This is a genomic window from Microbulbifer maximicatervae (SeqCode), from assembly GCF_052467825.1.
This window is the reverse complement of the sequence record NZ_CP174327.1, coordinates 281,565-298,510: the sequence shown is the minus strand read 5'-3', so window position 1 is coordinate 298,510 and position 16,946 is coordinate 281,565. Positions and strand designations below refer to the sequence as shown.

Annotated in this window: 9 protein-coding genes; 8 read left to right on the top strand and 1 reads right to left on the bottom strand. The window is 47.4% G+C overall.

Annotated features, from left to right (window positions below):
• Positions 1-820: 820 nt before the first annotated feature.
• From edd to ACJJII_RS01325, 8 genes are all read left to right on the top strand, one after another.
• Positions 821-2,638: a phosphogluconate dehydratase gene (gene edd / locus ACJJII_RS01360; protein WP_444918049.1), complete on the top strand. Its 1,818-nt coding sequence runs from the start codon at positions 821-823 to the stop codon at positions 2,636-2,638.
• A gap of 53 nt (positions 2,639-2,691) precedes the next feature.
• Positions 2,692-4,152, top strand: a complete 1,461-nt coding sequence (zwf, locus tag ACJJII_RS01355; protein WP_444915689.1) for a glucose-6-phosphate dehydrogenase — start codon at positions 2,692-2,694, stop codon at positions 4,150-4,152.
• Between the two features lie 69 nt (positions 4,153-4,221).
• Complete coding sequence (gene pgl, locus ACJJII_RS01350; protein WP_444915690.1) at positions 4,222-4,932, top strand: 6-phosphogluconolactonase; 711 nt, start codon at positions 4,222-4,224, stop codon at positions 4,930-4,932.
• 21 nt (positions 4,933-4,953) lie between these two features.
• Positions 4,954-5,580: a bifunctional 4-hydroxy-2-oxoglutarate aldolase/2-dehydro-3-deoxy-phosphogluconate aldolase gene (locus tag ACJJII_RS01345; protein WP_444915691.1), complete on the top strand. Its 627-nt coding sequence runs from the start codon at positions 4,954-4,956 to the stop codon at positions 5,578-5,580.
• Between the two features lie 75 nt (positions 5,581-5,655).
• Positions 5,656-6,690, top strand: a complete 1,035-nt coding sequence (gene gap / locus ACJJII_RS01340) for a type I glyceraldehyde-3-phosphate dehydrogenase (protein ID WP_444915692.1) — start codon at positions 5,656-5,658, stop codon at positions 6,688-6,690.
• A gap of 118 nt (positions 6,691-6,808) precedes the next feature.
• The gene (pyk, locus tag ACJJII_RS01335; protein ID WP_444907446.1) at positions 6,809-8,245 is read left to right on the top strand and encodes a pyruvate kinase; all 1,437 of its coding nucleotides are present in this window, start codon (positions 6,809-6,811) and stop codon (positions 8,243-8,245) included.
• Between the two features lie 879 nt (positions 8,246-9,124).
• Positions 9,125-13,999 (top strand): RHS repeat-associated core domain-containing protein, encoded by a 4,875-nt coding sequence (locus tag ACJJII_RS01330; RefSeq protein ID WP_444918048.1) that lies wholly within the window; start codon positions 9,125-9,127, stop codon positions 13,997-13,999.
• A 15-nt stretch (positions 14,000-14,014) separates the two neighbouring features.
• Positions 14,015-15,040: a hypothetical protein gene (locus tag ACJJII_RS01325; RefSeq protein WP_444918047.1), complete on the top strand. Its 1,026-nt coding sequence runs from the start codon at positions 14,015-14,017 to the stop codon at positions 15,038-15,040.
• Between the two features lie 1,030 nt (positions 15,041-16,070).
• Here ACJJII_RS01325 and ACJJII_RS01320 read toward each other — a convergent pair.
• Positions 16,071-16,280 (bottom strand): hypothetical protein, encoded by a 210-nt coding sequence (locus tag ACJJII_RS01320; protein WP_444918046.1) that lies wholly within the window; start codon positions 16,278-16,280, stop codon positions 16,071-16,073.
• Positions 16,281-16,946 lie beyond the last annotated feature (666 nt).

Here is a 16,946-nt window from a genome sequence, read left to right as displayed (position 1 = left end):
CTAGTTCTATCTGAGCCTTGGCCTTGCTGGCATCGACAAGTAAGTATTGCTGGAAGGTGGGATTTTAACAGTTATGAGTCTGCAATTAGCTTATGGGGTGCGCCTCCTTTCTTAATTTGTGGGTAATTTGTAGTTTTTTATCCCAATTCTTTGAGACTCCCAGACCTTATCATTTGTCTGTAAAAATCCTACACCTAAGTGAGGCCAACCTTTCACTTTGTGACTGAATGAAGTCATTAAGTTTCCCAGTATTAAAGAAAATGATGGCTTTTACGCCAAATACTTCCTATCTGCCTGTCCCCCTGGTCAACATCTTCAATCACTATTTGAAGCCTCTTGAAGTTTTTTGTAGTTTTACTACATAATGCGCATCAATAAGATTGAGTGGCTACAGATTGGGTGAATTACTCAAGCCGGGCGTCCAAAGTCTCTACCACCTCAGTGGGGAGGAGGTTCCGGCATTGTTGGATCACTAACATTCAGCTCTAAGAGCGGGAAGAGGTTCGGAAGTGAGATTTCTACCCGATAACAGGATTTCCCATGAGTCTCCATAAGCAGTCTTGCCGTGGGCTGAAAGGTTGTCCGCTGGAATAATTGGGTTTCCAGCGATCTGATAAAAGCAACTTTGTTCCTCCTGCTTCAGGTTTACGATTGGGCAATAGGACATTGATGGCACTACAACCAAAGGGTTGCAGTGGGAGCCATTCCGCCGAAAGGCGCTCCACGGAAAGATAATCACAGGTGGCTGATGCCACTGAAATGTGACCCTGGTGGTTTTTGTAACTAGAGACCACCTCAACAGAGTTATTACGGAATAGTCATGGTTCACAGCAAGCTTCAGACCGTTACCGGACGCATCATTAAGCGCAGCGAAGAAACTCGTGCAGAGTACCTGGCGCAGGTTGAGAAAGCGCATATTGAAGGGCGGGCAGCGGCACATGTGTCTTGCGGAAACTTGGCCCACGCAATAGCCGCATCTCCGGAAGGTGATAAGCAGTTGATCGCCTCTGGGCGGGGGCCGAACCTAGGTATCGTCAACGCATACAACGATATGTTGTCCGCTCATCAGCCTTATGGTGCCTACCCTGCTCAATTGAAAGAGGCAGCTGCGCGCAATGGCGCAACGGCCCAGGTTGCCGGTGGCGTACCGGCAATGTGCGATGGGGTGACTCAAGGGCGTGCAGGGATGGAACTCAGCCTGTTTTCGCGGGATGTGATTGCCATGTCCACAGCAATCGCGCTTTCGCATGATGTTTTCGAAGGAGCCATATTCCTGGGTATCTGCGACAAAATTGTCCCCGGCCTGGTTATTGGTGCTCTCTCTTTTGGCCACTTGCCTTCAATTTTTGTACCTGCGGGTCCAATGCCCACAGGCCTGTCCAATGCGGAAAAAGTCCGGGTTCGCCAGTTGTATGCTGAAGGTAAAGTAGGGCGGTCTGAACTATTGGAAGCCGAGAGTGCTTCCTACCACAGTGCCGGCACCTGCACCTTTTACGGCACTGCCAACAGTAACCAGATGTTGGTAGAAATTATGGGACTGCAATTGCCCGGCAGTTCCTTCGTAAACCCCGGTACTGATTTGCGCTCGGCATTAAATGAAGCTGCCGTGGCGCAATTGGTAAAAATTACTGAACCGAGCCAGCACACTTCGGTGGCTAAAATTCTCACCGAAAAAGCATTTGTCAACGGAGTGGTGGGATTGCTCGCTACCGGCGGATCCACAAACCACACATTGCACCTTATTGCGATGGCGCGTGCAGCAGGTATTCAGTTGACTTGGCAGGATATGGCCGACCTCTCTGAAGTGGTGCCGCTGCTTTGTCATGTGTACCCGAACGGCACTGCGGATATCAACCACTTTGCCGCAGCCGGCGGTATGCAGTTCCTGATTCGCGAACTCCGCTCCGCTGGCCTTTTACACGATGATGTGCACACGGTACTCGGTAATTCCGGTCTCGAACCCTACTGTGAAGACCCCTTCCTCAACAGTGATGTTGGCGGTGTGGTTTGGAAACCCACTCCAGAAGAGAGCGGTGATACGACGGTCATTCGTCCAGCCACTGACCCTTTCTCCCAGCATGGTGGTTTGCAGTTGCTCGAAGGAAACCTTGGGCGCAGTGTAATCAAAGTCTCTGCGGTTAAATCTGAGCATCTCAAGGTGAAGGCGCCTGCCATTGTCCTGGATAACCAGGACGACCTGCTCAAGCGATTCAAAGCCGGTGAGCTAGAGCGTGACTTTGTCGCTGTAGTGAGATTCCAGGGGCCTCGCGCCAATGGTATGCCTGAACTGCACAAGCTGACACCGACGCTGGGGGTGCTGCAGGATCGTGGCTTTAAAGTGGCATTAGTCACCGATGGGCGTATGTCCGGCGCTTCCGGGAAAGTCCCAGCGGCCATTCATATGTCACCGGAAGCCGTAGAAGGCGGTGCAATTGCCAAGGTGCAAGAGGGTGACATGATTGAACTCGACTCAGAGGCTGGTGTTTTACGCGTACTGGTAGATGAAGCTGAATTTAATGCCCGCCAGCCGGCCCAGTGTGACCTGTCTGAAAGTGCCCGTGGTACCGGCCGTGAACTATTCGCTAATATGCGCGGGCTTGCCAGTGGTGCAGAGACCGGTGCAAGTATTCTTTATTGATTATTACGGAGCCAAACAGGCTCCGAGACAAGAACGATCTCAGAGCAAAATTTATGATTAACCCTTTTGATATGGTGTTATTTGGTGGAGGCGGAGACCTTGCACTGCGCAAGTTACTACCGGCACTTTACCGAGCATTTAGAGAGGGCAGCTTGGTTGAGGGCTGTCGCATCCTTCCGGTGTGTCGCCGCCAGTCAGATGTTGATCAATATATCGATACAGCCCACCAGGCACTGCAAAAATATCTCCGTGAGGGTGAGTACAGTGCTTCGAGCTGGGACCAATTTAGCCAATTACTTTGTCCGATCGCACTGGATATCGCCGTACCGGATAGCCAGTGGGATCACCTGGCAGAAATTCTCGGTTCCGACTCAGAGCGGGTTCGTATTTTCTATTTGGCAATACCGCCCGCAGTATTTGGTCCCTGTTGTGAAAACCTCTCAGTAAAAGGCCTTATTACTGGAAATTCCAGAGTCGTAGTGGAAAAGCCACTGGGCTATAACGCCCAAACCTCTGATGAAATTAACAGTAAAATTGCCAGTTACTTCCCGGAAGATAGTATCTTCCGTATCGATCACTACCTGGGTAAAGAAACTGTCCAAAACCTTCTTGCACTGCGTTTTAGCAATGTATTGTTTGAGCATCTTTGGGATGCAAAAACCATTGATCATATCCAGATCAGTATTTCAGAAACCGTAGGCCTGGAAGGGCGTGCAGGTTTTTATGATGAAACTGGTGCTATGCGGGATATGGTGCAAAACCATCTGCTGCAACTGCTGTGCCTTATCGCCATGGAATCTCCCAACAGTATGTCGGCGAAGAATATCCGTGCAGAAAAAATTAAGGTGCTTGAGGCTTTGCGCCCGCTTACCGGAAACTTGGTCGATAAAAACGTTGTGCGTGGCCAGTATATAGCTGGGCAAATCAATGGCAATGATGTTCCTGGTTACCTCGATGAGCTCGACGGTGGAACCAGTTCAACCGAAACCTTCGTTGCCATTCGAGCGCATATCGATAGTTGGCGTTGGGCAGGGGTGCCGTTTTACTTGCGTACTGGTAAACGCATGGAAAAGCGCTGTGCCGAAATTGTAGTGCAGTACAAAAATGTTTCTCATCATGTGTACGATGAGTCAGCCGGAAAGATTGTTCCCAACCGTTTGGTTATTCGCTTACAGCCAGAAGAAAGTATCAAACTGGTTTTGATGGCGAAGAAAATGGACAGTCTCACCACCGAGTTGCAACCGGCTGAATTGAATTTAACCCTTTCTGATACTTACGACAGCTTCCGCAGCGACGCTTATAAGCGCCTGATGTTGGATGCTGCAGCAAATAATCCCGCGCTCTTTATCCACCGTGACGAAGTTGCCGCTGCCTGGGCGTGGGTGGATCCAATTATTGAGCATTGGCGCGAAACGGCTAATCAGCCGCAGCCCTATCCTGCAGGTAGCTGGGGGCCAGAAGAGGCAGAAAAACTGCTGTCACGCAGTGATCGTCATTGGTTTAACGCGCAGTAATAATCTGGAAAGCCGGCACAGCTATTAATTTTACCGCGCTGGTTTCCACTAAGAGAAATGGAAGAATCCATGGCTGAAGAAAAATTTTTCCAAGATCGCGAGCGTCTGGTGCAGGCTCTAGCCCACGATTGTGCTTGCGAACTGCAAAAAGGCATTAAAGAAAATAATCACGCAAGTTTCCTGGTATCTGGCGGCAGTACGCCGGAACCAGTATATCGCGAGCTATCCAAACGCCCGCTTCCGTGGTCACAAATTACAGCGGCTCTCGTTGATGAGCGCTGGGTAGAAAAAACCGAAAGCGGTAGTAACGCAGCTTTTATTGAAAAGTCGCTCTTACAGAACTTTGGAGCTGAAGCCAATTTCCTGGGTATGAAAAACTCACATGCAACAGCCTCTGAAGGTGAAGAAGCCTGTGAGCGCGCATATTGTGAGTTACAGAAACCGTTTGATGTTTGTCTGCTGGGTATGGGCAGTGACGGCCACACCGCATCACTATTCCCCCATGCACAGGGCTTACAGGATGCACTAAATCCTGAATCACAGAAGTTGTGCAAGGCAATTACTGCTAATCAAAGTGAAGTTACTGGCTCCAATACCGAGCGTATGACTTTGACTCTGAGTGCAATTTTGCAAGCGCGCAATATCAAGTTATTGATCACTGGCGAAGAGAAGCTAAAAGTTTATCGCGAGGCGTTGCTCGGCAGTGATGAGTTAGAAATGCCGGTGCGCAGTATTCTTAAGCAGGGGCTGAAACCAGTCACTGTTTACTGGGCGCCTTAACGAAAGATTTGGAATTATCTGATGCAGAAAAATATCGCCGAGATTTTGCAGGTAGCTGGCGTTGTCCCAGTACTGGTTGTAGATAAAGTTGAAGATGCCCTCCCTCTTGCCGGCGCTTTGATTGAAGGTGGCCTGAAAGTACTTGAGGTAACCCTGCGCACTGAGGCAGCCCTGGAAGTTGTTGAACAAATTGCAAAACACCTGCCGGAAGCCCATGTGGGAACTGGCACGGTGCTCAATGGTGATGATCTGCGTCGCTCTATCGAAGCCGGCGCCAGCTTTATGGTGAGCCCCGGCGCAACCGACCGTTTACTGGATGCTGCTGAAGGCAGTGAAGTACCGCTGCTGCCCGGTGCTGCCAGTGTTTCAGAAGTGATGCGCCTCTACGAGCGTGGTTATCGCTACCAGAAATTTTTCCCAGCCCAGGCGGCAGGGGGAGTGCCTATGCTGAAATCCATTGGCGGTCCGCTACAGGACGTTCGCTTTTGTCCCACCGGTGGTATAGGGCCTCAAAATGCCTCGGACTTTCTGGCTCTGAACAATGTGGTCTGTGTCGGTGGTTCCTGGATGGCGAGCAGCACTCTGGTTCGTGAAAAGAACTGGGCAGAGATTACTCGTCTGGCAAAACAAGCTGCGGAATTGAAATAACACACACTCGGTATGGTGCACTCGCAAGCGGGTGCCACTTGAAAAACCAGAAGCATATAAAGAGGGTAAAGCGAGATGAAAATTAAAATTGCCATTAATGGTTACGGTCGTATCGGTAGAAATGTCACCCGAGCTATCTATGAATCAGGCTACAGCGATCGTGTTCAATTGGTCGCGATTAATGATCTCGCTCCGGTAGCTTCTAATGCTCACCTTACTCGCTTCGATACTATTCACGGTCGCTTTGGTACAGACGTCAAAGTCGATGGTGATTCTCTGGTTATTGGTGGTGATCGAGTTCAGGTTTGCCAGGAGCGCGACCCTTCCAAATTGCCTTGGAAGCAATTGGGTGTGGATTTAGTCCTGGAGTGTACAGGCCGCTTTACCGATCGCGCTTCCGCTTCTGCCCATATTGAAGCCGGTGCCGCTGCAGTGCTGATTTCTGCACCCTCAAAAGATGCGGATCTCACAGTTGTTTACGGTGTAAACGACAGCAATCTCACTGCGGATCACCGTGTGGTATCCAATGCATCCTGCACTACCAACTGTCTGGCACCTGTAGCTCAAGCACTGCATCGTGAATTGGGTATTGAGCGCGGCTTTATGACCACCGTGCACGCCTATACCAACGACCAAAATACCCAAGATGCGGTGCACGCAGATATTTATCGTGCCCGTGCGGCGGCGGATAATATGATCCCTACCAAAACAGGTGCGGCTGCAGCGGTTGGTTTGGTATTGCCTGAGTTAAAAGGTCGCCTCGATGGTATGGCCGTCCGTGTACCGGTAAGCAATGTGTCTCTAGTGGACTGCCAGTTTATTGCCGGCCGTGACACCACCGCCGAAGAAGTTAACCGCATTATGCAGGAAGCTGCTCAGGCCAGTGGTGGTGTACTGACTTACTGCGATCAGCCCTTGGTATCTGTGGACTTCAATCACACCAGTGCCTCCAGTCACTTTGATGCGAATCACACCCGTGTGAATGGTAACTTGGTGAAGGTCATGGCCTGGTACGATAACGAGTGGGGCTTCTCCCACCGTATGTTGGATACCAGTCTGGCAATGGCTGAGTCACTTCAGTTGAAGCAGCCTGTTGCTGAATCCGCCTGATCCCCCCTCATTTACCATATTTTGGTAATTCAATTACTGAGGGCCATTAAATGGACATAGAATTCCTGTTTGATAGCCCTCTGAACCTCCTTCTCAAATTATTAGATGACGGGATCTTATGATTCGCCATACAAAAATCGTAGCAACCTTAGGCCCGGGTACGGACAAGCCTCGCGTAATTGATGAAATGATTCGCGCTGGGGTGAACGTTGTACGTCTGAACTTTTCTCACGGATCGGCGGAGGATCACCGACGCCGCGTTACAGAGGTGCGCAATGCCGCCGAAGCGCAGGGAAAAATTGTTGCGGTTTTGGGGGACTTGCAGGGGCCCAAAATCCGCATTGCCCGTTTTGCCAAGGGCAGTGTACAGCTTGAAAACAATGACGAATTTACCCTCGACCTGGATTGCCCGGTTGAAGGGGGAGATGAGCACCGCGTTGGAGTGGATTATCCAAGCCTGATCAGCGACTGCCAGTCCGGCAATATCCTGCTGTTGGATGACGGCAAGATTCGCCTTGAAGTAACGGGCACTACGCCAAGCAAGCTCTATTGCCGGGTTTTACAGGGCGGTAAGCTGTCGAATAACAAGGGCATCAACTTGTTGGGCGGCGGCCTGTCTGCACCGGCTCTGACAGAAAAAGACTACCGGGATATCAAGCTGGCAGCAGATCTCGAAGTGGATTTCCTCGCGGTCAGTTTTCCGCGCTGTGCAGAAGATCTGGATACGGCTCGCAAAGCCATGGCAGAGGCTGGTAGCCAAGCAGCGATTGTCGCCAAAGTTGAAAGGGCCGAAGCTGTTGCCGATGATGAGCAAATGGACAGCCTAATCCTGGCTTCCGATGCGATTATGGTAGCTAGAGGTGACCTGGGGGTAGAGATCGGTGATCCCGCTCTGGTCGGGGTGCAGAAAAAACTGATCAACCGCGCAAATGCTCTCAATCGTGCCGTAATCACTGCAACACAAATGATGGAGTCGATGATTACCAGCCCGACTCCCACCCGTGCTGAGGTGATGGATGTTGCCAATGCGGTGCTGGACGGTACCGATGCAGTTATGCTGTCGGCGGAAACAGCTGCAGGCGATTACCCGGTTGCCGCTGTGGAATCTATGAGTGAAGTGATTATCGGCGCTGAACAGTATTTGGGCAGTGTTCCCTACACTGCAGAGGACCACGGTTCTTCAGCTTTAATCGATACTGTAATTGCCCAGGCGGCGATTGATGTTGCAACGCGCGTGGAGAATCTCTGTGCTGTAGCCGCACTGACCGAGTCTGGCCGCACACCGAGAATGATGTCCCGTGCAAATACTCGCTTGCCGATCTATGCACTGACCCGGCACCCTAAGATCGCGCGCCAGCTGATGCTGTTAAGGGGAGTAGAGACAGTGAGCTTTGATCCGGCTTCAGTTCCCCTGGGACATTTAACTGAAGCGGTTATCGAGGTATTAAGCTCTAGAATCGATTTGCAGAAAGGGCAGCGGGTACTAATTACCCAGGGGGAGCGCCTCAATATGGGTGGGCATACCAACTCCATGCGGATCAAAGAGATCGAATAGGCTTTCTGAAAAAAGGCCCGGGCACCTGATAATGAGGTTACTGGGCCTACTTCAACCCATACGCGCTTTATTTGCAGTTAACGCTATTTTCCAGCTATTCATATTTGCTGATTTTCCCCTTTCCCTCAGTCTGTAACTGAATTATTTTGTGATAAGTGTCACAAATTTAAAAATTCAATTTCACGGTCCGCCAAACGCTATCTAATTAGATACTTTTATCAATAACGGAATATTGATACTCGCTGTTGGGAAATTATCCAATTACTGTAATCAACTGGACAATAATTGTTCATAGAAATTGTATTGCGGGATATTTTTCTAATACGCAGGTACTATATTTATTTGATTATCAAAAATTAATCGATGATAGTTTTGATCTAATTTTTCATTACTGAAGTTTTGATCACTGTTCCCGAAAGCTTCGCGACTCAGCTTAACACTTGCTATCTACCGTATTTACCTAATTTGCGGTAACCTCGCGAAGTAGATCTCAGCCCTATGTTTTATTCGGCGCCACCTGGGTTCTTAACCTCTTTAGATTGACAACGAAGATAAGAACCTAATCGTTAGTATTCTTCTAGCACGGTAGCCCTTAAGCTCCCTTTTTTGGATAGAGAATGTTCTTCTCAGCGGCTTCGTTGTGTAATGGCGTGGTATTGGCTGGTCTTTCAATTTCGATTTTAATCGACGCCGACAAAGCCCGGAGGAATTATCAGTTGAAGTCACGCTGGTTTCAGCTTAAGGGCATTTTGTTCGAAAAATAGACGGAATCGAAAGCTTACCGGAGTTCTTTGGGGCTTCCCTAATGTTCGCGGGTGAGAGTTAACTGAATTAGGTCCCGACTAGGTCCAGATAGGCGTAAGTGTTTAAAGGATTATCATGCAGCTACGTGTTGAAAATAAGCAAGGCATCCAGTACGAAGTGAGAGTAGGGTGGACGTACCCGCTGGGGATTCCGATGCAGGTCGATGCCGGCCACTTGCTTTCGATGTTCGACGATGCGGTTATTGAGAAAATTTACCAGCACTTTTTCAGCCTGGGAGGTAGCTCCTGCAATTTGCTCAGTACCAGTATTCAAGTGGGTACCTCGGGCACAATCTTCCTGGGGCCCCTATCTGAGCCGCCCGGCCATTTGTCCTCTTCTGAACGAGAGATTTATCGCGCTTTAATCCAGAATCGACTGATTATTGAAGAAGCGCCAACAGCAGCTACCGTAATTGCTGACAAACAGGCTGAGTTGATTGCCAAGATTCGTATCGGCCTACAGCAAATTATTGCCCAGGAGAGGGCAGAGGCGGCCCAAATCCAGCAGCAGCATGAGAAGCGCTCAACGCTGGAAAAAGTGGGTGCCTATATTGAAAGTGGCGCGACCGGTTTTGGCAATGCCGCCTGGGGCTTGGCGGTATGGACAAAAGATGTGCTTGAAGTGGCACAAATGCTTAATCCCATGCGCCAGTCTCAAAGGCTGGGTGTTGCCACAGCAAATTACTTCTGGAATGACAAAAGCTTTACAGAATCTGGCCAAGAATACGTCACAGACTTACAAAAGGAAGTGGTGGATGTACTCGGTTTTGACCCTTCAAAGATCACGAAACAGCAACTGGATTTGGCATTCGACGTTGCTCAAATTATTTACGATGATCCGGCCTTGCGCGAGATTATTTTCCGCTTTGCCCAGGATTATGTAAAAGCACAACACAGCCTGGAAATTACCGAAATAGCCGGTGGTGGTGCCTTTGAAATTATCCTCACTATCGTCCTAGCGGCGATTACTGGAGGCGTAGGCGCCGCTGTAGCTATGGCCAAAAATGCACGCTTGCTGAAGTCCTTTAAAAATGTCGGCGAGCTGATGTTGGACTGGGCCAAACTGAAGAAGCAGCAACAGTTAGTTTCCAAGAAAAAGGGTGGCAACGCTAAGGGAGGAGAAGGCGCTAACTTCTCCGATTTGAGTTCCTCTGAAGCGGCGGCACCCACCAGTTCTAGTGGTACATCTTCAAGCAGCTCTAGCACAAGTAACTCGGGCAATAGTTCAGCTTCAAACTCCAGCCAAAGCAGCAGTAACTCCAATAGTGATTCAAATGGAGCAGAGAATAACCAAGCGAACAATACTGACGAGCCCGATAATACCACTGAAGCAACGGGGCAGACCCCGGAAGGTGATGAGGCGCAATGTGAAGCGAATACCTGTTTCGGCGGTGAGCCAGTCAACTTAAAAACGGGGGAAGAGAACCTCTCCTTGGTAGATACGGTACTGGATGGCCCATTGCCGTTGACCTTAACCCGTACGTATCGCAGTAGTAACAGTAATGACTTTGGCTTGGGCCATGGTTGGACTTATACATTAAGTGAGCACTTACTCTGGCGTCCAGGCAAAGCGGTACAGTTTTACGATGCAGAAGGCCGGGTAATTAGTTTGCCTGCGCCAGGTAATAGTGGCCGAAGCCACAATGTGGTGGAAAAGTTATCGCTGACTCGCATCAATGATGAGCACTGGGTTGTAACTCCTTACGGTGTTCTAAATGGTATTCAGAAACACTTTAAGGCTACGGGTAATAATGCTGCCTTAAAGTTGTCCGAGATTCGCGATGGCTATGGTAACTATTACCTCTTCCACTATATCGATGAGCGTCTGATTTGTATCGAGAGCAGCCTTGGTGAAGCTCTGCATATCAGCCCGCCCGAAGGGCAGTCGAATAGTCTGCGCATTGGCGAACTGAAGAAAGAAACTCGCGATGGTCGCATTAAAATACTGGCTAAGTACGAATACAGTGATGAAGGCGATCTGATAAAAGCCACCGATGCGGATGGCTACAGTGAGCAATATGAATATCATCAGCATATTATTTCGAAGCGTACTTTAAAAACCGGTTACCGCTTCTACTTTGAATGGGATAGAGAGGGCCCTTCTGCCCGCTGTGTACGCCAATGGGGCGATTCTATTGATGGGCAGGCCACCTACAACTACGAGTTTGACTGGGATGAGGATGGTCACGGGGTTACCGTTACGGATACCCGTGGCGGACAGGAACGTTACCGCTTTAACGATCGAGCCCTACCGATTTATCACCGCGCCCCTGAAGGCGGAGAGACCCTCTACAGCTACAACGAGCTGGGCCAAGTTACCAAAGTACAATTGCCCAGCGATGATGGCAGTCGGCGTGAGGAGTTCTATAAATATGATGACCAGGGTCGCCTGATACAAAAGACCGATGCCGCCGGCAATAGCCACCGCATCGAATACAATAGTGAAGGCCTGCCAGCCAAAGTTACTGACCCCAGTGGTAACACCTGGCAACGTGAATACAACAAGAAAGGCCAGATCGTCACGACCAAAGACCCTCTTGGCAGTAGCACCCGATATAGCTATAACCCGGTAGGATTGATCGGCAGTGTTACCGATCCCTTGGGCAACGCCACCCGCTATCTATGGAACCCCGAAGGCAAGTTGGCAGCGGTCAAAGACCCCATGGGCCGCACTCAGCACTACCGCTACGATGGTGCCCGCCGTCTGGAAGAAGTGCAGCATGCCCCAGGCCAAATTACTCGCTATGAATACGACGCCCAAGACCGTATCCACGCGGTCATTACCCCGGATGGTGCCCGCACTCAATACAGCTACAACCCCCAAGGATTGCTCGCGGAAATTACTGACTCCGAAGGCCGTAGCACTTGTTACGCTTATGATGGTCTCAGCCAGGTTAAAACACGCACCAACCCGGATGGTAGCCGCCTGGAATACCACTATGATGGTGAGCGCAACTTAATCGGCCTCACCAATGAAAATGGTGAGCGGTACCAGCTGAAATACGACCTCAATGAACGCCTGATTGAAGAAGTGGGCTTCGACGGACGCGTGACTCGCTATGCGTATAACAACGCTGGGCACCTGATTAGTTCCAGGGCAGTCACTGATGCTGATACCGGCAAGGGTATTGATACCATCTTCGAGCGCGACCCCTTTGGCCGCCTGTTGGAAGAAGTCACCCCTGATGGTGCAACCAATTTCCGCTACAACCGCAGTGGCCAGCTGATCGAAGCGGAAAATACCCATCGCAAACTACGTTGGGAATATGATGCCAACGGCCGTGTAACTGCGGATTGGCAGGGCAAAGATAAACTTACCCATAACTACGATGCCGCAGGCAACCGCATCGCCACGACCTTGCCCGATGGTGAAGTCCTCAGCTTCGCCTTCAACCCCGCAGGCCAATTCCAAAGCCTGCACCGTCGGCCGGCAGGCAGCAACTTTGATCAGCTGATTACCTGTATTAATCACGATGAGCAGGGTAGAGAGAGTCAGCGCCAGCACGGCAATGGGCTGGAGAGCCAGCGAGATTATGATCCTCAGGGGCGCCTGCAAAAACTGTGTCTGGGTAAAGTCAGCGGTCCGGTATCAGATCCAACCCTAAGTACAAACTCAATTCTGGAGCGTAGCTACCAGTACAATAAAGCTGGTCAGATTGCCAAAATCGAGGACAGTCTCCGTGGTACGCGTAGCTACCACTACGATGCCCTGGATCGTCTAACCCAGGTTGATGGCCCCAACCCAGAGTATTTTGTGCACGACCCTGCACACAATATTCTTGCTGCCGCTAATTCGAGAGATGAAGCCAAACAGCAGGCCAATGCTACTCAGGTTAAAGGCAACCGGCTAGCTTTCCGTGGAGATATCCACTACCGCTACGATATCTACGGCAACCGTATCGCAGAGCTGCGTGGTAAAGGGCAGAAGCTACAGACCCGCTACCACTACAATGCTCGTCAACAGTTGGTGCGGATTGAAAAACTCAAACTAGAAGAAGGTGCTGAACAGCTTCAGCAAGAGATTCATTACCTATACGACCCTTTAGGGCGTCGCATTGGTAAAGCCACTAATAGCGAACAAGCTAGCTTCCTCTGGGATGGGGATGTCCTGCTTCGCGAAAACAAAATCGATATCCACACCCAACAAGATCTGAACACTCGGACATACTATTTCGAGCCGGGGACTTTCAAACCGTGTGCACTGAAACAAGATGAGCAAGTTTACCATTACCACCTGGATCATCTGGGAACGCCTGATATTCTTACCAATCCGGAAGGTGAAGTGGTATGGAGTGTTGCCTACAAGAGCTATGGCAGCATCGCCTTAGCCCATGAAAATCAGATAGAGCAGCCTATTCGCTTTCAGGGACAGTACTTCGATGAAGAAACTGGACTGCACTACAATCGCTTTAGGTACTATGATCCAAAGATTGGGGAGTTTATTCAGCAGGACCCGATTGGACTATTGGGGGGCTCGAACAATTATCAATATGTACCAAACCCTTTGGGATGGATAGATCCTTTTGGGCTCTCATGTAAGGAAGATGCAGAGAAACTGAGAGTTAATATGTTAGAAGAAGGGCAAGATGTGCCAGATTTTGAACATGCAGCGCACCACATTGTGCAATCTAATTCAACTGATTCTATCTCAGAAGCTACTAGGAAGCATTTAGCAGACTCTGAAGTTGACATAAATAACCCTGCAAATGGTGTATTTCTTCCAACGGGTACTAGCGTAAAGGTTGCTGCTGGTACAGATAGCTTGCCCCATTCGAGAATGCATTCAGATGCCATTAGAAAGACTATTAATGAGCGAGTAACATCTAAAGTTGGTAAAAAAGAGATTACTAAAGAGCTTAGAATTATTGGTGCGGAGATGGAGAGTGGAACATTTAAACCATATAAAAAATATATTACTGATCCAAAGCAAATGGAATATTGGCATGAATAGCGAGAAATTTTAAAAATGTTTGCAGTGAATAAAGATTTGGTTGAGGTGTTTGATAATGGCGATGCTCAATATGGGGCAATTGACAAATCTTTAGCCTCCGACATCGCATACGAACAGTATTCGAAAGGGCCGATATATAATGTAACTCCATTTTTCAATGAGATAAATGAAGTTTCACTGGGGGAGATAGTCCAAAAGCCTGACAAGACATTAGGGGGAGAGTATAAGTATGGATTTAACAGTAAAAATCAGATTGTTTGCATAACGGAATATACAAGAACTCCTGGAGTTTATTACAAAACTTTCTACATTCGACGTTTAGATCTTACTGAAATTAGAAAATACAGTTGCTCAAATCGTGACTTTGAATTAAGTATAGTTTCCTTCCTGTATGAGAAGGATGGTCTGCCAGATAAGGTGGAGACTTATTCTGAGGCGGCAGCTATGCTGCAAGAGTTTCAATATAAAAGAGGTCAGGTTTCAGAGGTTTTAGTTAAGAAAAGGGGAAACTATACAAAGAAAGAATCGGTAAATCTTTATTGCTTTAACTATAATGAAGGAGATCTATCTTCAATAGTAAAAAAAGATTTAAATGGGGTTGAGTTAAAAGTTATAGAGATTGATGGTTATAGAAATAAATTTTATGAATCTGAAAAATTAATAAAATTACTATATGAATCTGTTGTTTCAAAGCTATACTCTTTGCCTAAGGAGGAGGCTATAGCTGTTGTTGGATTAATTGATGACTGTGCAGCGAAAGATTTCCCCGTGCCCCTTCTGGCTATTGGAACAGTAGATGATATTAATGATGGCGTTTTTGATGTCAATAGCTTTAGGTATTATGATATTGAAGCTCTAGATTTGAATACGCCTGAAATTAGCGATATATATTGCTTAGCTAATAAGAGTAAGCTATCTAGTGAAGGGCTACAGGTGATATATAAGAAGTTGGTAAAGCAACTGAAAAATACTAATTTCATAGGTTTGTCTACTGCTGAATCTGGAGTGTACTTCTTTTGTAAAGATGTCAGTGAGCTTTAGTTAAGCAACTTTTACTAGAGGAAGTTAGCTATTATTTAGGGAGTCTCTGAAAGTGTAGCTGATTCATGGCGAGTTGGATTGGTGTGGAATAAATGGTCGTATCGTAACAAAAAAATTAGATTTTCTTAAAGTGGCTCTGAACTTTTACCCCAGGTTAGGTTGTTATAAATTTTCGTGTGCTCTCCTAAGGAAACCCAAAATTGTATCATTAATCTCGGGCATGTAAAAAATGGAGACGGGTATGAGCAATGTTACTGCTTTCAGTTATAAGGCTTACTTGCTTTCAGAGCTTACTAGACATCCGTAGTTTGAAAAGAGCTTCTGATTGTGCTGCCGGGATCAAAGCTAATGTGATTTCTATTCGATTTTGTGATTAAGGGTGGTAAAATACTTAAGAAATTATATCTTAGCTTTAAAGCCTATTATTTAGGGCAAAAACTTGAAGGGCTATATCGAGGGATGGTGTTGAAATTATTGGGGTGTGGCAGATAGAAAGTATCAATAATCGCTTACTCCATGTACTCAGTTTTCCTTGGGTTCAAGACAGGTCCGCTATTTCACCTCCACTAATCCTAGTAACTAGGTCGAGTGTATTCGGTAATATTTCCTCGTTTTTTTTGGTTCAAGTTTCGGCCACCCCAGCCCTCATGTCTCAAAAAGTGATCCGGTTGGAAGGGCAGCTCCTTATGCCTATTTAAGTGTTCAACGCCGGCGAATGGTAGAAGCTCTTTGGTCTGATAGGCTAAGATTGCCTCATGAATATGTTGTTGAATTGAAGTGTGTTCAAGCTTTTAGGGCGTGTTTACCATATTGTCAGGGAAAGGATTTAGATCGATATAGGTCATGCATGCAGTATGCATTCTTTCATCCGATAGGATCTGGAACTTGAAACGGCCTTCCCAAAAATGACCGGTGAAATTGTCTTTGCGAGCAATAGATTAGTTTAAACAAAAAATAAAGTAGCTAAGATCTGTCAGACGATCTCACCTAGAGCAATGACTTCTTTTAATCTTACCAACTTATAATGCTCCTAAGATTCCCCTTGAAGGTAATGGAGGGCTAGATATAAGGTGTTAAATAGATTTTGCCAGCGCAGAATTACCTGGTTGTCTGAACATTTCATCGCAACGTCTTTATTGGTATTAAACACAAGGTAGTAGAGGTCAATCATTACTACATATACAGCAATATTAATGGAAAAATCGAAGTTAAGATGCAATCCACTTACGGCGATCCCCATAGTTTTCGCTAGACTCTATCTTGAGTGCGCCGGGAGGCTCTTAGTATACGGGAAGAAGTGTAGGAGTAATAAGGTGTAACTATTAATTACATTTGAGGGCTGCGGGGAATCGTGATTAGTCACCCGAGGCTATTTATTTAGATAGTATTTGATCGCCCATTTTATGTGATTTCAATATAGGTGAGCTTGAGGTTACAAGTTTAATAGATGGCCAAGGTAAGAAGGGGCGACTTGAAACTACTTCTAGTATTTTTCGATATTCTTCAACATAGTTATCAGGTGAGTAAGGTGTCTCCTGTCTTTCACTCACAGAAAAGTGTACCTTCTCTCTATAGATGAAAGAGTATCTTAATCGTGCTAATCTGAATCTTGGCTTTAATATATCAGGGAGTTATCTTTTGTTTTTAAAGGAGCTTTCCTGTCATATGGAAGTTTAGCTTCCCTTAAAGCGTATGGTCATAAAATTACATGGTTGTTGATATAGTCTTCGATAAAATTTTAACCTTTTATCCATATTTTAAAATGTGCGTAAAAAACCCCTTAATTTAAATGCTGGAATTTTATTAGGTGTTTGAGTGGTATTTATTTTGATAGTGCATGTTTTTTATTTGTTCTTATTATGATTTTGCTTAGATGTAGCTTTAGAGCTGGCGACTAAATGATAGC